This is a genomic window from Bacillus sp. JJ1562, from assembly GCF_036962705.1.
In the GTDB taxonomy this organism is placed as follows: domain Bacteria; phylum Bacillota; class Bacilli; order Bacillales; family Bacillaceae_L; genus Ferdinandcohnia.
Genome location: NZ_JBALOQ010000005.1, coordinates 93,118 through 110,989, shown reverse-complemented (window position 1 = coordinate 110,989; position 17,872 = coordinate 93,118). Strand labels below are relative to the sequence as shown.

General features: G+C 39.5%; 19 protein-coding genes. All 19 read right to left on the bottom strand.

Annotated features, from left to right (window positions below; translation table 11 throughout):
• Window positions 1-84: 84 nt before the first annotated feature.
• Window positions 85-945, bottom strand: a complete 861-nt coding sequence (locus V7097_RS04045) for a MurR/RpiR family transcriptional regulator (RefSeq protein WP_335702309.1) — start codon at window positions 943-945, stop codon at window positions 85-87.
• A 9-nt stretch (window positions 946-954) separates the two neighbouring features.
• Window positions 955-2,013 (bottom strand): Gfo/Idh/MocA family protein, encoded by a 1,059-nt coding sequence (locus tag V7097_RS04040; protein ID WP_335702308.1) that lies wholly within the window; start codon window positions 2,011-2,013, stop codon window positions 955-957.
• Between the two features lie 30 nt (window positions 2,014-2,043).
• The gene (locus V7097_RS04035; RefSeq protein WP_335702307.1) at window positions 2,044-2,748 is read right to left on the bottom strand and encodes an N-acetylmannosamine-6-phosphate 2-epimerase; all 705 of its coding nucleotides are present in this window, start codon (window positions 2,746-2,748) and stop codon (window positions 2,044-2,046) included.
• A gap of 548 nt (window positions 2,749-3,296) precedes the next feature.
• On the bottom strand, window positions 3,297-3,446 hold the full coding sequence (locus V7097_RS04030; RefSeq protein ID WP_335702306.1) for a hypothetical protein: 150 nt from the start codon (window positions 3,444-3,446) through the stop codon (window positions 3,297-3,299).
• Window positions 3,447-3,496: 50 nt separating this feature from the next.
• A complete protein-coding gene (locus tag V7097_RS04025) occupies window positions 3,497-5,176 on the bottom strand; it encodes a methyl-accepting chemotaxis protein (protein WP_335702305.1) in 1,680 nt (559 codons plus the stop codon).
• 562 nt (window positions 5,177-5,738) lie between these two features.
• Window positions 5,739-6,710, bottom strand: a complete 972-nt coding sequence (locus V7097_RS04020) for a Gfo/Idh/MocA family protein (protein WP_335702304.1) — start codon at window positions 6,708-6,710, stop codon at window positions 5,739-5,741.
• Window positions 6,711-6,849: 139 nt separating this feature from the next.
• The gene (locus V7097_RS04015) at window positions 6,850-6,978 is read right to left on the bottom strand and encodes a hypothetical protein (protein WP_335702303.1); all 129 of its coding nucleotides are present in this window, start codon (window positions 6,976-6,978) and stop codon (window positions 6,850-6,852) included.
• Window positions 6,979-7,108: 130 nt separating this feature from the next.
• Window positions 7,109-7,477, bottom strand: coding sequence for a hypothetical protein (locus tag V7097_RS04010; RefSeq protein ID WP_335702302.1), 369 nt, complete (start codon window positions 7,475-7,477; stop codon window positions 7,109-7,111).
• A 158-nt stretch (window positions 7,478-7,635) separates the two neighbouring features.
• Entirely contained in the window at window positions 7,636-8,655 is a 1,020-nt protein-coding gene (locus V7097_RS04005; RefSeq protein WP_335702301.1) for a zinc-binding alcohol dehydrogenase family protein, read from the bottom strand.
• A 158-nt stretch (window positions 8,656-8,813) separates the two neighbouring features.
• On the bottom strand, window positions 8,814-9,491 hold the full coding sequence (locus V7097_RS04000) for a GntR family transcriptional regulator (RefSeq protein WP_335702300.1): 678 nt from the start codon (window positions 9,489-9,491) through the stop codon (window positions 8,814-8,816).
• Window positions 9,492-9,586: 95 nt separating this feature from the next.
• On the bottom strand, window positions 9,587-10,546 hold the full coding sequence (locus V7097_RS03995) for a sugar kinase (RefSeq protein WP_335702299.1): 960 nt from the start codon (window positions 10,544-10,546) through the stop codon (window positions 9,587-9,589).
• A gap of 15 nt (window positions 10,547-10,561) precedes the next feature.
• Window positions 10,562-11,017: a YhcH/YjgK/YiaL family protein gene (locus V7097_RS03990; RefSeq protein WP_335702298.1), complete on the bottom strand. Its 456-nt coding sequence runs from the start codon at window positions 11,015-11,017 to the stop codon at window positions 10,562-10,564.
• Between the two features lie 28 nt (window positions 11,018-11,045).
• A complete protein-coding gene (locus V7097_RS03985; protein ID WP_335702297.1) occupies window positions 11,046-12,038 on the bottom strand; it encodes a Gfo/Idh/MocA family protein in 993 nt (330 codons plus the stop codon).
• A gap of 25 nt (window positions 12,039-12,063) precedes the next feature.
• On the bottom strand, window positions 12,064-12,819 hold the full coding sequence (locus V7097_RS03980; protein WP_335702296.1) for an SDR family oxidoreductase: 756 nt from the start codon (window positions 12,817-12,819) through the stop codon (window positions 12,064-12,066).
• A gap of 9 nt (window positions 12,820-12,828) precedes the next feature.
• Window positions 12,829-13,833 (bottom strand): zinc-dependent alcohol dehydrogenase, encoded by a 1,005-nt coding sequence (locus V7097_RS03975; protein WP_438824194.1) that lies wholly within the window; start codon window positions 13,831-13,833, stop codon window positions 12,829-12,831.
• 75 nt (window positions 13,834-13,908) lie between these two features.
• Window positions 13,909-15,213, bottom strand: coding sequence for a TRAP transporter large permease (locus tag V7097_RS03970; protein ID WP_335702294.1), 1,305 nt, complete (start codon window positions 15,211-15,213; stop codon window positions 13,909-13,911).
• A gap of 26 nt (window positions 15,214-15,239) precedes the next feature.
• Complete coding sequence (locus tag V7097_RS03965; protein ID WP_335702293.1) at window positions 15,240-15,731, bottom strand: TRAP transporter small permease; 492 nt, start codon at window positions 15,729-15,731, stop codon at window positions 15,240-15,242.
• A 68-nt stretch (window positions 15,732-15,799) separates the two neighbouring features.
• Window positions 15,800-16,828, bottom strand: a complete 1,029-nt coding sequence (locus V7097_RS03960) for a TRAP transporter substrate-binding protein (protein ID WP_335702292.1) — start codon at window positions 16,826-16,828, stop codon at window positions 15,800-15,802.
• Window positions 16,829-16,855: 27 nt separating this feature from the next.
• Window positions 16,856-17,824: a C-terminal binding protein gene (locus V7097_RS03955; RefSeq protein WP_335702291.1), complete on the bottom strand. Its 969-nt coding sequence runs from the start codon at window positions 17,822-17,824 to the stop codon at window positions 16,856-16,858.
• Between the last annotated feature and the right edge of the window lie 48 nt (window positions 17,825-17,872).

Below are 17,872 nucleotides of genomic sequence, written 5' to 3'. Positions count from 1 at the left end.
CTTTAATTAAATAAAAGTTCGAAACTATTGACGAAGTACGATTGGAAACATCACCTCCAATTCATTGATAGGTTGCATAAAAACCTAATACATTTTATCTAGTACTGCTTTTGCTGTTTTTTCAGTTGCTGTATATGTTTTATCCTTTTGTTGCATTTCTATTATTACAGTCATAATATCTAGCAAATGTAACTGAGCAATTTTGGACGAAAAAGCGCCTCCTTGAAAAGGTGTCTCTTTATTCGCAGCTAATAAGATTACATCTGCAAACTGAGTAATTGGTGATTTGGCATGATTCGTAATGCAAATGATAAATGCCTTATTTTCTTTCGCAATTTTGATAGCATCGACAACATCTTTTGTACTACCCGAGGAAGATATTCCAACTACAACATCCTGTTTCCCAAGAAGTGATGCTTGCATCGCCATGATGTGTGAATCTGTTGAATAGTCAACATTTAATCCAATACGCATGTATCTAATTTTGGCATCCCGGGCAGTCGTTCCAGAAGATCCTACTCCAAAGAAAAACACTTTATTAGAACTTGTAATCGCCTTAACGGCTTTTTCCAAACTAGTAATTTGAAGAAGGTCTAAGGAATCCTTAAGTACCTTTGAATTTTGCTGTGTAATCTTTGTTGCAACCTCTACTAATGTATCGTTGGCTTTAATTTCTCCATAGATTTGTTCACTGGAGTTCGAAAGATTCTGTGCAACAGATAGTTTAAATTCTTGGTAGCCCCTGAATCCAAGTTTTCGACAAAAACGAATGACTGTTGTTTCACCTACACCCGCTTTTTCTGAAAGATCTGTTACAGTGGCATACACCATCTCCTGTGTATCAGATAGAATGAGATCTGCTACCTTCTGTTCAGATTTTGTCAAAGATTTATATATACTTTTAGTCATAGTAATTGGGTTAGATTTTCCTGTTGCTGTATTCATGGCTTCTCCCTAAAAGATTATTTCCTTTCTAGTTTTACTAGATTCATAGATTCCACATAATATTTTCATCATTTCTACCCCATCCTCGACAGGACTAATAATATCTGTACCATTTTGAATAGCATCGATGAAGCTATCAATTTCCCCTTGAAAAGCTTGGTTAAAATCGAAAGATAAAGTATCAATTTGTGGGGTGATGTTTAAGATTGTGTCGTGCTTCTCAGAAACAATTAGCAATTCTGGTTCTAATTCGGCACCACCTTTTTCACCATAGAGCTTCACCGATAGCTCGTCTTTACTTGCATGGAGGGTAAAGCTTACATCAACTAATAGTGATGCACCATTTTCAAATCGTATTAAGGCATTCGCCATATCCTCAACGTTATTATTATCAGGGTTATAATCGGCTGCTTTATAGTAAGAAAGATTTTTCACATTGGACCGATTGCCTAATTTGTAATATGTATTTCCACTAATTGATTTAACCTTTGGTCGCCCCATTAGATACCAGCATATATCGATAACATGAACACCAATATCAATCAACGGTCCGCCGCCCGAACGTTCCTCGTCGGCGAACCATCCGCCGGGATTTCCTAGTCTTCTAAGACAGCTTGCTTTCGCGTAATAGATTTCTCCAATATCATCATTATCTATAAACCGTTTTAGTAGATTTGTGTTGTTTGTATATCTTCTTACAAATCCAACTTGGAGAATCTTCCCAGACTGTTGAACTGCTTTTTCAATTTCTTTTGCTTCTTCAACTGTTTTAGCAAGTGGTTTTTCACATAATACGTGTTTTCCAGCTTTTAACGCAGCAATACTAATTTCTGCATGGGTATTGTTCCAGGTACAGATACTCACTGCATCTATCTCCTCGTTTGCTAAAAGCTCATGATAATCTGAATATGCATACCTTGCTCCATATTTTTCTGCTGTTACTTGTGCACGTTCTTTATTAACATCACACGTTGCATAGATTTCAACATTTTCATTTTCTGAATACGATTTCAAATGCATATCCGAAATTGATCCTAATCCAATAACACCTATTCTCGTTTTTACCATTGATTCATCCCTCTTTTTAAAAGAAATTTTTTATATACTTTCAAGCGATACTGTTCTTATTTCATCCACAAAATTCTTGGTTATTAGGGTAGGTCTTGTGATTGAGGTCCCTACTACTACTGAATGGGCTCCACATTTGATTGCTCTTTTTGCTTCCTTTGGGGTAGTTATTCTACCTTCTGCCACTACCACTAAATTAGGATTCGATGCTAATTCCTCAATCAATTTGAAATCGGTTTCCTTTTGTTGCCTACTATATGGCGTATAGCCTGACAATGTTGTTGAAATAAAATCACATCCTACTTCAATTGCATATTCCCCTTCTGATGCTGTTGAAATGTCACCCATAATGAGACAATTGCTATTCGTTCTAATGTAGGTAATTAATTCTTCTAACAAAACGTTACTGGGTCTGACTTGTCTTGTTGCATCAAGGGCAATCACTTCCGTACCAGATTCTATTAACTCTTGTACTTCCTTCAGCGTTGGTGTGATGTAAACGTCACTATCTTCATATTCTCTCTTGACTATGCCTAGAGTTGGAAGACCTGTTTCCTTTCGAATGGCGATAATGTCTTCCTTCCCATTCGCTCTTATTGCAACTGCTCCACCCTTTTTAGCCGCAAGACTCATCTTCGCCATTATATTGGAGCCAAACAATGGTTCGCCAGAGTACGCTTGACAAGATACGATCAATTCATTCTTGATTAACTTAAAGAATTCTTCTTTTTTCATGTAGTCACCCTACTTTTGATTATTTTTCCGATTCTACGAAAGCGCTTTAAAATGATTAAATATTAACACAAGAAAAGCTGACCTAGGGTGCGTTAGCCTTTTCTTATATAGTAATTTGGATATATTGGAGTGTTTGTGTGGATATTTACTCCTTTTTTATTTTTTTTGATGGATATCTCCTCTATTCCAAAGTATATGATTTTCTAATGACTGTCAAGAAAAGTCTGAACAATTTTTATATTTATTCAATTGATTTTCAAAATAAATATGAAGAAAACCAGCACAAATTGCTGGTTTGGTTCAAAAATTTGAATGGTGTGGTGTGAAATTGTTGATTAAAGGATGTCATGGCATCCTTTTCTATCCCAGTAACTTTTCCACCTTTTTTCTATTCTCAAAAGGCAATGGCTGTTTCAAAGCACGCTCAAGTAACCCCGGATGCTTCACGTACTTCAATTTATCGATTACCAATGGCTGCCGCAATCTTCCTTAATGTATCAATCACAGTTATTCCTCAAAAAAAAGACTTGAGATCATCTCCCAAGTCTTTATTCTACCTTTTTTGAAATTTCATCTAGCTTTGTTTCCATCCGTTTGACTCGCTTAGAAAAACGCACGACATAGACGAGAACCGCAACAAAACTAAGTGGAACGAGAAGTGCAAATAATTGAAAAAGAATGTCTCCGATATTTACCACCGTAGGATTTTCCTCTCTCTTTTTCCTTTAATATACCAAATTTTGAAAGTTTACTTCAACTTAAATCGCTGGATTAGTGTGTTTAGTTCGCCAGCGTTTTCTTCGAGTTGTTTGGCACTTTTTGAAACTTCTTCCATAGAGCTGCTGGATTGTTGAGCAGTTGCGGATACTTCTTCGACGCCCGCTGCGGATTCTTCTGCCACAGTAGCGATTCCTTCGATAGCACCGCTGATCTCTCTTGTGTCATCTAGAACACCATAGAGTGAGTTGGACATTGCCTCGATTCGGGTGCCGATATCATCGATTTTCTGCTTCAACTCATTAAAAGTTTTACCAGTTGTTTGGATTTGCGCTGTACCTTCTTCAACAGACTGGTAGCCGTCATCCAAGGATTGAACGACTTGCTTTGATTCACTCTGGATGTCTTTTACAATCACAGTAATTTCAGCTACAGATTTTCCAACCTGTTCTGCGAGCTTACGAACCTCGTCCGCGACTACCGCGAAGCCTTTTCCGTGTTCGCCTGCCCGAGCAGCCTCAATTGCTGCATTCAACGCTAAAAGATTCGTTTGTCCTGCAATTTCTTGAATTACATTCACAAGCTTTGTAATTTCATTCGTTTTATTATCCAACCCAACGACCATCCCGTGGGACTGTTTCATTTTTTCGTGGATGCTGTTCATCTGTTGAATCGATGTATCCATATAGGAGCTACCATCATTTGTCAGTGCTAGCATGCCTTGTGAATGTTCCTTAATCCCGTCGCCCTGAACCGCGACTTGCATGATTTCCTGCGAGAAATCGGACATTTTTTCAATTAAAATGGTTGAAGAAGATGCCTGGTCCTCAGCACCGCGTGAGAGTTCTTCCATCGTGACTGCGATTTGCTGACTACCTGCCATGACCTCATCCGCATACTGGGTCAATTCCTCACTTTGGCCGGTCACATTATCTGAAACGACAGCCATTTGCTTGACCATTCCACTTATGTTTACGTTCATATCATTGACCGCTGTTACAAGTTGGCCGATTTCATCCTTCAGCTTCGTTTTAATAGGCTCAGCATGAAGCTCTCCATTCGAAATTGCCTTCATCCGAGTTGCCACATTTTTCACTGGTCTTGCAATCACCTCGGATGTGAAAATTGAAATAATCGTTCCTAAAATAACCGCCAAAACACCTACCGCAAGTCCAACGATGTTCGCCATCTCACCGTAATTCACAACTTCCTTACCAGTTGACGCAATTTGTCGTTCGCGGTCATGTGATAGCTTTTCAACTTTATCCATCAAGCTCCTTGCTGCCGGCTGGATATGGGTCTGCAGATTATGCTTCGCAACCTCGGTATTGCCACTTTCATAAGGGATAAACACATATTCATCAATCATGTCACGCCATTGTTTCGTCTCGCGCAATAGGCCCTCAACCTCTTTGATCTTCATCGAGGTTAACTGTCGGCTGGTTAGATCGTATTCCACAGAAAAGATAGCATAGTCGTCTCTATAGGTAGATTCTCCGTATAATACATAGCCTCGAGCTAGCGCAATGCTCTGTGCAATATTGTATTTCAAATTATCATATTCTAGTAAAACAGTGAGTTCCTCGGACACCATGTCGTCCGTCTTTTGATTCATACTGGACACAGCAAAATAATTATAGATTGCTAAACCAATACAAAGGACAATAATAGTAAAAAAGCTAGCAAATAACCGCGTGCGAATACTTTTCATCTGTGGTACCTCTTTCTTATTGATTATTGAAAAACAAGCAAAAAAATAAAGCCAACTCCACTTGATTGGCCTAAACGCTTACATATTTAGTTGCCAGGCGATCATGGTTTGCCCTAGTCTTCAAATATATGATTTTCTACCTATAGTATATAAGCTTTTGCACTTTTCAACAATACTCGACACCGTGTTTTCTATTACTTTTTTACTACTAAATCAAACAATAATTTCAAAAACTCATCCTTACTCACCGGTAGCACCTCTGGTAACTCAACACTTGTTTTCATCATAGAATCCCTCCAATTTTAGGAACCAGGGGGACGGTTCCACTTGTAAACGCTCTATCACTAGTAATCTAGTATTGCCACAATTTTGATAGATATACATTTTTGATAGAAAAAGTTTTAATAGATTTAGTGAGGGAGGGATTTGATAAAAACAGTATTTTCGGGTTAAAAACAGTATATTAAGATTATCGACAGTAAAGAGCACGTTAACGACAGTATTTAAAAATATAAACAGGAAAAAGAGGAAGAAACAAAAAAGCCAACCCGGAGGCTGACTTTTATTTGCGAGCAGACGCAAGCGCCTGTTCAATTACACGCATATTTTTCAACGTTTCTTCCACACTGTAGAACGGCTGTTTATTGGAAAGAACACAGTCTGCAAAATGCTCCACTTGAAGCTTGTATTGGTCACCTTGAATTGTTTCTTCACGCTGTCCAGTTTCAGCATTCACAACAAGCACTCCGTTTCCACCTTCATTGTCTGGACGGAAAGCATGCTTCGCTAGAATAGAACCTTTCGTACCAACAACCTCATATGATGCCTTAAATGCTTGCTCAAAGCTCACATCAAAATTCGCAATCACGCCACTTTCGAACTTCAATGTACCAGCTGCGGTAATATCGACAGCATGTGTCGGATGAAAATTCGCTGTTGCCTTCACTTCAAATGGCTCTTCTCCTGTGATTAAGCGACTTGCATGGATGCAGTAGCAGCCGACATCGTACAGCACACCGCCACCAAGATCCTTTTGCATTTTAATACTGCCTGAATTTAAATCATGAGGGAAGGAGAATGATGAACGAATCAGTTTCACATCGCCAATTTCACCTGCCGCAATAATTTCCTTCACTCGGTTATGCTGAGGATGGAATTGATACATAAATGCTTCCATAAAAATCACATTATTTTCTTTAAAAGCAGCAGCCATTTCTTCAACGTCATGTGATGTCAAAGCAGCTGGCTTTTCACAAAGCACATGCTTGCCGTGCTTCGCAGCTTCAATTGCCCATTGTTTATGTAGTTGATTTGGAAGTGGAATATACACTGCATCAATTTCAGGATCATTTAATAAATCTGTGTAGGAATCATAAGATTTTAGGATGCCAAGTTCTGCTGCAAAATCCTTCGCCTTCCCACTTTCACTCGCAACAGCCAAAGCTTGCGCATTGTGCGCACGATCCATCGCTGGAATCAATGTATTTCGCGCAATTTTTGCTGTAGATAAAACACCAAAACGAACCTTCTTCATCAGAGTTCCTCCTATTTGTTCAGATGCTTAACAAATCTATATTCTCATATTTTCACAGGTTTTGAAAGGGCTTTATATTTACAGAAATACGAAAAAGCCAGAGTTTCTCCTCTGACTTCGATTTGCGGTATTTTATGACTTAAGCGGATTGACACTCTTTCAATCTACCAATGAGGTCCTGCATAACCTCTTCTGTTGTAATAGTAGCTGTTTCTTCTACTTTTTTCTGAATTTCTATCATAATGTTTAAAAGTTGTTCGGCACTCATACTTTTTACCTACCAATCTTATTTTCCAATTAAAATCCATTTTACACTATTCGCTAAATTTTGCAAAGGAAAATCGTGACAACTTTATGACAAAACCCCCAACTTGATGTCAGGGGTTAAATAATTCATCTTATTCCATTGGTTCTCCTTGAAATCCAGCAAATTTCCCATTCGTAAAGCCTGCGAACAACACATCTCCATTTTTATGAACAAACGGAACAGCGACGATGGTAAAGACATTCCCATCTGGAGCAGGCATCTTAACTACCATCACCTGGTCCGCGCCAGTAAACTCATAGCCCTGTTTGCCTAGGTCTGATTTCACATTCTTAAACTCTGTCAGCTTCAATGTGTCTGCCACAGCCTTGTTGCGTTCTGCCCCTTGTAAATAGGTTACCCCACATTCGCAATCATCCCCATGTGCAAACGCCGTGTTTCCAGGCAGAGCAAGCATCAACAGCACAAGCACAATTCCTAAAAACTTGACCATTTTCTTCATTCCATATCCTCCCTTTTCATAGCCTCATTTTTACAAATTACACAGGAATGCGACAAATTCCTTTATTTTCTGTAAAAATGAGTCGAAGGTCGGATTATTCCTACTTAAGTCGGTTGTTTAGACCTATAAATGAACATATCATTCTTGCCGGTATCTATTTAAAACGTCAAGACAACCTTACATACCTCATCCTTATTATTCATTACTTCTTCTAACGCTGCTTTGACATCAGTAAATTCAAAGGTATGGGTATGCATTTTTTCCGGCGTAAGGTTACCTGTTTCTATTAATTCTATAACTTGTGGAAATCGGAAATTATTTAACCGGGATCCTACAACATCTACACCCTTTTTTGTAATGACTACTTGAGCTATTTCTGACGGTTTGTTTCCAGTTCCCAATACTACAATTCGGCCTGCAGGAGAAACTAATTTCAATGCTTCTTCCAAACTTTTTGGTATACATACTGAGTCAACTACCACGGGAATTCCTTCCCCATCAGTAAACTCTCGAACAGCTTCTACCAAATTTTCTTCGCCGACATTTACGACCTTGTCTGCTCCCATTGCAGTTGCACGTTCCAAACGGTTGTTCACAAGATCTGTCATCATTACTTCAGCACCGCGTGATTTAGCCACTTGCATGACAGCTATCCCAATTGGGCCAGAGCCCATCACTAACACTTTATCTCCTTTAGTAATTCGGCCACGTTCATTTACTTCTACCCCAATTGAATACGGCTCGACAAGTGCCACATGAAGTGGGTTGATGTTGTCCTTGTTTACCTGATAGGCATTTTCTTCGATTGTTTTTACGTATTCAGCAAAACCACCGTCGCGATGTACTCCAGTTACTTCAACAGTGGAGCACACATTATGATGACCTGTACGGCAGGCGTAGCATGTTCCACAGCTATTGACATTATCAACAGCAACTAAGTCACCCACTTTAACCTTCGTTACCTTGTCCCCAATAGACTCAACAATGCCACCAAATTCGTGACCGATTATTCTAGGATATGTCGCAAGAGAGTTCGTTCCATTATAAATGCCTACATCTGATCCACAAATTCCCCCTGCTATAACCTTAATGATAACGTCTTTTCCATCGGCGATTTCAGGCTTCGGTACTTCTTTGATTTCCACCTCAAATGGCTTATTAATCATGATTACTTTCATTAATCCCTCTCCTCCTTATCTAGCCGTATTATGCAATTTTCCCGTTGCACCTCGGTATACTTGTCGACAAGTAAGAAGTTAAAAAAAATATTTAAACCGGACAGTAACGCCCTGAAAGATTAAGGATTTTTCCTATGCTTGTTCCTACATTCAGATACTTACTGTCCCTTTGATATACTTTTTCCAACACTGTCAATCATATCTTCAAAATGCGCGTTTAATATTTTTTCAATTTGTTTTCTATCTTTTAAACTTAAAAACTGTATAATTTCTCGATGCTGTTTCAATAAAGGTTCAATTTCATGTGCGTTAGTTAAAAATCTTTTTTCAGTTGCAACAAACATTGCTGCATACACAATTTGCCGAATGCTATTCCATAGATGAAAAATTCTTTCATGGCCCGTATCAACTATAATCGTTTCATGAAATTGTATATCATAATAAGAAAACTCCTCAAAGTTCCTGTGCTTAGCAGCCATTTCCATTTTATCGATTATGACGTCAAGTTTTTGAACAGTCGTTTCGCAGTTACCTGCCAGAAGTTTTTTAATTGCAAAGTTTTCAATTAATATCCGTACATCATATAACTCACTCATATTTTTAGGGGTTAAACCTTGTACCACTGCTCCCATTCTCTCAAGGCGAATCAACCCTTCATGCTGCAGGATTTTTAATGCTTCCCTAACTGGAGATCGACTCGTACCAAATTTAGATGCTATTTGATTTTCTGATAAAGTTTCCTCATTTTTAACGGTACCTTTAATGATTTGCAATCGAAGATCATATGCGATTTTTTCCCCTAACGAAGCACCTTGTAAATCCGTTACATGTTCCAAAATAACCTCTCACCTTTCAATCATTCATTCTATTATTAGAGTAATGGAAAATAACACTTTTTAGCAAGAGGATTCAACCTTTTACGTGATATTTCCTATCTTAATACATCACTGTATTTCCCGCTGAATCTGTCAATCGCAATTCTATCAGGCAGTCCTTCGAAATCTCCTTTAACAGTTACAACCAATGCTCCAATTGTTGACCCTAGTTTAACCGCTTCTTGTAGTGATTTCCCATCAAGCAATTCAGCCAGCACCCCAGCAGCGAATCCATCGCCGGCTCCGACTGGGTCGATCACCTGATCCACCTTTAAGCTCGGCACTATCCCCGCTCCTTCATCCGTTGAGTGATAGTATGTCTCGATTTCACCATTTTTTATCACAACTTTAGATACACCTGCTTGTAAAAAATAACTAGAAATCTCCTTATAGTCTCTAGACCCAATTAAATATTCAGCTTCATCAATTCCTGGCATAAAAATATCTGCCTGTCTAGCAAGACCTAGAACGATTTCCTTTGCATTCGTGGATTTTTCCATCAATTTAAACCGCAAATTAGGATCAAATGACACTAGGATGCCATTTTCTTTTGCAATCTTGAGTGCTTCATATACAACTTCCAAGCAATTTTCGCTTAAAAAAGGAGTAATTCCTGAAAGATGAAGGATTTTTGCGTTACTGACATAATTCCAGTCAATTTGTTCTTTTTGCAGTCTACTTGCTGCTGAACCGCTACGATAATAGTACACTTGGGTTGAACCTGCTCGGATTCTTTCTTTTATATAAAGGCCTGTTGCAGAGCTAGCATCGTATAAAACACGGGAAGTATCCACACCTTCACCACGAATCGATGAAACTAAATACTGACCAAGTTCATCGTCCCCTACCTGACTAATCCAGCCAGCGGATTTCCCAAGTCTAGTAACACCAATTGCTACATTGGACTCAGCTCCCCCAAACTTTTTATTAAACTGAGGGACATATCTTAATGGTCCATCAGTAGCTGGCTCAAATACTACCATTGATTCCCCAATTGTTACAAGTTCAGGGTACACAGCTATTTCCTCCAATCATTCATTCCAAAGCACTTTTACAACAGCTTTTTTTACTGGCTTTGGAGTACTTACGTACATCCCTGGCATATGAGCATCTTCCGGAGTAAAGAGTGCGAACATCCCTTCTTTTACAAGAATCCGGTCTTCCGCAGTTGTTTCCAAGAAATAAAGGTCTTTTTCCTTCAGCTCTTCAACAACTTTTGTATTCTCTACATTTGTGTAACCCATTTTTTCCTCACCATGAATAATGTATTGCACATCTGCATAGCGAGCGTGGCATTCAAAGCGTGCTTCCTCACTGCTTTTTGTTTCATACTCATGAATTTGGATAAACACCTGATGTCCATCAATTTCATACTCCCCAACAGGAAGTGCGGCTATATCATGTTCACGCAAATAATCGAGTGCCATTTTCAAACGCGGTCGCACTCCTTCATATAAATGAGCATTTGATAATTTATCAATAATCATAATGATTCCTCCAATGTAAACTCGCAGGTTATTCCTGATAGTGATTCTTCACCATTTCGTCCATGACCTTACTCGTACGTAACGCGGTCGAACCAGTGCAAGAGCAATATGAATCCAGCCCCGTTAAATCCGCAACAATTGTTTCGATCAAAGGCTGATGAACATGCATTGGCTGCTCAAAACTCCATTCCTGCGCACCTTCCGCAGTTGTAAACACTATCGGGTCATTACTAAAGGTGGAAAAAGAAATCTTTCCCTTACTTCCAATGATTTCATTCATGTCTACATTATCAAAGGCCGAATAACACCAGCTGCCTACCCCGTGAACACCTGATTCAAATAAATAGGTTCCAGTCACAATATCCTCTGCCTCGTAATGTCCTGATTGATTGGACGCAAAGCCATGTACATCTGAAATGGGTCCAAGTAAAAAGTCCAATATATCAATGGTATGGCTCGCTAAATCGAAGAATAATCCTCCACCCGCTAGGTCTGGTTGCACACGCCATGGTAGATTATCCTTGTCTAATAAATCCTCAGATACCTGTTGATACTGAGTAGTTTTAACAAAACGAACCTCACCAATTGCATTCGCTTCAAGTAATTCCTTGATTTTCAAAAACCTTGGCATTGCGCGTCGATAAAAGGAAACATATAATGGCACTCCCGATTCCTGACATACGGCAATCATTTCTTCACATTCAGCACTGTTTAACGCCATTGGCTTTTCAACATACACTGGCTTGCCTGCGGCTGCAACCTTAATCGTATATTCCTTATGTGATCCAGGTGGTGTTGCAATGTAGACAGCATCAACCTCAGGATCGTTAATGAGTGCATCTGCATCGTCATACCATTTTGGAACGTTATGACGTTCTGCATAATCCTTCGCAAGTGAACCTGTTCTTCGCATAACTGCAACTAGTTCCGAATTCTCAACTTTTTGAAATGCTGGTCCACTTTTAACTTCGGTAACATCCCCACAGCCAATAATTCCCCATCGCACCTTTTGTAATGACATCGTATTGTCCTCCTTTTATCAAGGTTTATCTGCCCAAATAGCCTCCATCGACTGCAATTGTAAACCCGTGGAGATAATCGGATGCATCTGAGGCTAAAAAGATCGCAGCACCTTGTAAATCCTCACCAGTTCCCCAACGTCCAGCCGGAATACGAGCTAAAATTTCTTTATTACGTGATTCATCAGCAATCAACGCTGAATTCATTTCAGTTGCCATATAGCCTGGCGCGATACAGTTGACATTCACACGATGCTTTGCCCATTCGTTTGCCAATGCCTTTGAAAATTGCATAACTGCACCCTTACTTGCCGCATAGGCAGGTACCGTAAAGCCCCCAAAGAATGAAAGCATTGAAGCTAGATTAATAATCTTACCCTTGCCTTGTTCTATCATATGCTTGCCAACCTTCTGGCATAGGAAAAAGACAGAGTTTGCGTTGACATCCATGACATGATCCCAATCTTCTTTTGGAAACTCTACAGAAGGATGTCTTCGTTGAACACCTGCATTATTTACTAAAATATCAATTTTGCCCATTTCACCGATAATTTGGTCAACGAGACCATCAAGCCCTTCAACATCACCAAGATCATATGAAATTCCAACCGCTTTCACACCTTGACTTCGAATTTCTTCAAGAACGACTTCTTTTATCGTACGGGCTACAACGACTACATCTGCACCTGCACTTGCAAGTCCAACGGCAATATCTTTACCAAGACCGCGCGTACCGCCAGTTACAACGGCTACTTTTCCTGTTAAATCAAATAATTTATTCATTTCCTCACCTCATTCAAAATGGTACATGACCTTAACAGCATCGCTTGGGGTTGTTAACAGCTCAAATCCCTTTTGTGCTTCTTCAGGTGGGAGGACATGTGTAATGATTTTTTCGAAGTTTGGTTCCTTCGCGACTAGCTCTGCCGCGATTTCAAAATCCTTATGTGTATAGACGCGAACGAATCGAATCGAAAGTTCTTTAAACATTCCTTGCTGCAATTGAAGTGCGGCTGGATTTTTATAAGAAGCTACGACCACAACGGTTCCTCTTACTTTTACAACTTCGGTAAGCTGAGCTGCTACAGCAGGGTGACCGGCACAATCAAAGACAAAGTCAAAGCCACTGCCTTTTGTCTCTAGCTCGACGACTTCCTTCACTTCTTGTGTAAGAGAATTGATGGCTGTAAATCCAAGCTCCTCCGCTTTTTTAATACGGTCAGGGTTTGTTTCTACAATCACAACTCTACGTGCACCAAGATTTTTCAAGGATAGTGCAACACATAAACCAATGGTTCCTGCCCCATAGACAAGAGCTTCATCTCCCGGTACAAAGCCAGCCTGTCTCACTGAGTGGACACCTACTGCAATTGGCTCCATCAACGCACCAAGCTTCAGAGAAACGCCTTCTGGTAGTGGAATGATTTTATCAATTGGTGCTTGGACATATTCGCCCATCCCTCCGTCACAATCGATCCCGACTAATTGTAAAGTTTCGCACACATGGGATTGACCAGATTGACATGGTGGACATGTACCACAGCTTAGTAATGGATTCACTGTTACTGGAGTCCCTGGCTGTAATGTCGGATGACCACTCACAATGGTCCCAGAAAACTCGTGTCCCGGAATTAGAGGAGCGGCAGCACGTGGGTGCGTGCCGCCATAAATAATTAAATCTGTACCGCAAATGCCTGCATGTGATGCTTTTATTAAAGCCCATCCTTCTTTAACAGTGGGCACTTCTTTTTCATGAATACCTACAGTTTGAGGTCCTTCATACACGATTGCCTTCAATTCGAACACTCCTCTTTTCAGTCTTAACCTTGCTGAATCTCATTCGTTCAACACAAGATTGAAAGTTTGATAGAATTACAAGCCAAATAATCTTGGAAGCCATAGTGACAGCTCTGGAATATATGTAACGAGCAATAATGCCACAATCAAAGCCCCAAAGAATGGCATCAACGGCATAATGATATTTTCGACTTTCACGTTGGCGATCTTCGCCCCAACGAATAAAACGCTACCAACAGGTGGCGAAATGTTACCAATAGCCATGTTCATAACGATAATAATTCCAAAATGAACGGGATCCATTCCAAATTCCATTACAATCGGTAAAAAAATGGGTGTAAAAATAAGAACTCCAGGAGTTGGGTCCATAAATGTTCCGATAAATAACAACACAATGTTCATAATTAATAGAATGATGATTGGGTTATCTGACAAAGAGAGCATGGCTTCTCCCATTAAGCCTGGAATATTCGTGAAAGCCATAACCCAAGACATGATGGATGATACAGCGATTAACAATGTAACCAGAGCAGTTGTTCTCGTTGATTCTAAAAAGATTCTTGGTAAATCCTTAATCTTAACTGCACGATAAATGAATGATAATAACAACGAATACACTACAGCGATGGCTGCCCCTTCTGTAGCAGTAAAAACTCCTCCGATAATCCCACCAATAACAATGACAACCAGTAACAAACTAGGAATTGCATCAAGAATAGTCTTAATCGCTACTTTAAGTGATACTCGTTCAGAGCTACGGTACCCATGTTTTTTTGAAATAATAAATGCAACAACCATACAGGCAAGTGCCCATAGGATACCAGGTATATACCCTGCCATGAATAGGGCTGCAATTGAGGTACCACCACTTACAAGTGAGTACACGATTAATGTATTACTAGGAGGAATAAGCATTCCTGATGGAGCTGCTGCAACGTTAACTGCTGCAGAGAACTCATTCTTATATCCGTCCTTTTCCATTTCAGGTGTTAATGTTTGTCCTACCGCTGCAACAGCGGCAACGGACGATCCACTAATCGAACCAAACATGGCATTAGCTATTACGTTCGTCTGTGCAAGAGATCCTGGTATACGACCACTTAGAACCTTCGCACAGTTTACTAATCTTGTAGCAATTCCTCCGTTATTCATGATGACCCCAGCTAAAACAAAGAAGGGGATGGCAAGAAGAGGAAAGGAATTTATTCCTGAAAACATACGTTGTGCAGAAGCTAGCATTCCGTTATCAAAACCAACAATTACAATCATTGCTAATACGGATGGAACCCCAAGAGCAATACTAACAGGTGCACCAATGATTAATAGGAGTGTAAGCCCTATCAACATAATAAGTGAGGCTGAAATGACGACCGGATCCATATTCTATCTCCTTCCTACAAAAGAAGTTATTGTAGCTGCTCTTCTATAGTTTGCTTTTTCGTTAAAATTAAATAAATACAATTCACAGCATAGAAAATAATAAAGATACCGCTCACAGGTATTCCTATATATAAATAGCCCATTGGAATATGTAAGCTTGGGTTAATTTGACCCATTGCAAGTGATGTAGCAGCGCCTCCACCTTTGATGAAAACAATCGCAGCAAACGCGATGATGATAAGCTGAATAAATAACTCGACACCTAGTCTCCATGGTTTTGGTAACTTTCCATTAAGTAAATCCATTGCCATATGTCCGTTTTCCCCAAAGAGAAACGCAGAGCCAAACAGTCCGAGCCATACAAAGCAGTACTTCGCAAGCTCTTCTGAAAAAGCACTCGGATCATTAAAAATAAACCGAGTGATAACTTGCCAAGTAACGAGTATAACCATGACCGCGAACAAAATAATGCAAATCACACTTAATATTTTGTCTAAAGTATTTTTGATGATTTTCATATAATCACTCCATTGTTTTTCCCGCATTATTAAGGGGGAGATAAAGCCCCCCTTAATGAAGTTTCACTTTATTGAGCCAATTCACGAACCTTCTCATATAAACCTTTTTGGACATCATTTTCTAATTTCTCTTCGATTAATGGTGCAACTGCGTCTTGGAAGATTTTAATGTCAACATCGTTAAATTTAGCACCAGACTCTTCTGCAGCTGCTTTAGCTTCTGCTACGAACTCTGCGAATAATTCAAATTCACGGTCAAACGTAGAAGCGAGTCCTTCTTTGAATGTCTTTTGGTGCTCTTCAGACATTTCTTTTAATACATTTGCATTAATCAAAAGATAGTCTGGAACCATTAAGTGTTTTGTGTAAGAATAGTATGGTGCGATTTCAACATGCTTTAAGTTGTTATAAATTAACTCGTTGTTTTCTCCACCTTCAAGAACACCCGCTTGAATCGCTGTATACACTTCACCTTGGCCCATTGGTGTACCAACGCCACCCATGAGTCCCATCATTTTAATGTTTGTGTCAGATTCCATAACGCGAATCTTCATACCCTTTAAATCTTCGGGAGTATTGATTGGTTGCTCACTATTATAGACGTTACGCACTCCACCGTGGAAACCACCTAGAACAGTTATACCTTGGCCCTCTAATGATGTATATAACTCACTTGTCACATCCTGGTTATTAAGAACAGCCTGTTGGTGTTCAACAGAATCAAACACAAATGGTAAGTTAAAGACAACGAAATCTTTATTTAAGTTTTCCAATAAGCTTCCTGGAGTGATTGACATTGAAACTGTTCCAGATTGAACTAATTCAAGAACCTCACGCTGTGCACCTAGTAATTCGTTTGGATAGATTTCAATCTTATATGCACCGTCAGTTTCTTCGTAAAATTTCTCACTAAATTCCTCCACCGCTTTATACTGTGGATGATTTTCTGGTTGGTTAAATCCTAATTTTAATACCTTTGTACTCTTCTTATCGCCATTGGAAGCAGATTCAGAGCCTCCACCTCCACATGCTGCCAAGATTGACATCATAAGGATTGCTACTGCAAGAATTGAAAATAATTTTAACCCCTTTTTCATTTTCCCTTCACTCCTATATATTTAAATTTACTTACTACCTACAACTAGCTGGTTAACAGGGTAATGAACCTGCTCACCGTTTAAAAATCTAACTGTTTCCTCTGCTACCTTGCGTTTCAGCTCGACCGCTGCTTCTTCTGAATACCAAGCCATGTGCGGGGTAATGAGGAAGTTATCATGTCTCATTAATTTAGCCTCTGCACTCATTGGCTCAGTCTTCGCCACATCAATGGCCGCTCCGGCGATCCATTTTTCCTCAAGTGCAAGATCTAATGCATCCTCATCAATGATGCCACCGCGAGAAACATTCACAAGGTAAGCCGTCGGTTTCATGAGTTGAAGCTCTTTTTCACTGATGAGATTTCTAGATGTGTCTAGTCCACAATGGATGGAAACCACATCTGATTGTTTAAGCAATTCTTCAAGTGATACAAACTCAACAAAGTCTGGATATATTTCCTTTTTGCTAATGTCATTCACAATGACCCTACAGCCAAGTGCATGGACTTTTTGAGCAAATGCTGTTCCGATACGACCAAGGCCAATGATACCAACAGTTTGAACACCGTGGCGGAAGACTGGAACACTCTTTGAATAATCCCAGGTTCCACTCTTCACAAGCTGGTTCATGAATGGAATTTTTCTTGTTAACGCTAACATTAAGGCTAATGCATGATCGGCCACTTCATTGGTCCCATAGTCAGGCACATTACAGACCTGCACGCCATATGTTGTTGCCGCTTTCAAATCAATGTTATCAACACCAACCCCATAGCGTACAACAAACTTCAAATCTGGTAAACTAGCAAAAACCTTCTCTGTAATTGGTGCATATTGGTTAATGAACGCTACAGCACCTTGACATTGATTAATGACATCATCCTCTGTCTTACATTGAAGTAATTCAAATGAATAACCTTGGTTTGAAAAGACAGCTTTCTCTGCATCAAAATTGTCATGATCACAATCTGTGATCATAATCTTTCTATCTGTCATGTTGTCATCTACACCTTTCAAAAATTTCACAAAACTTAATCATATATG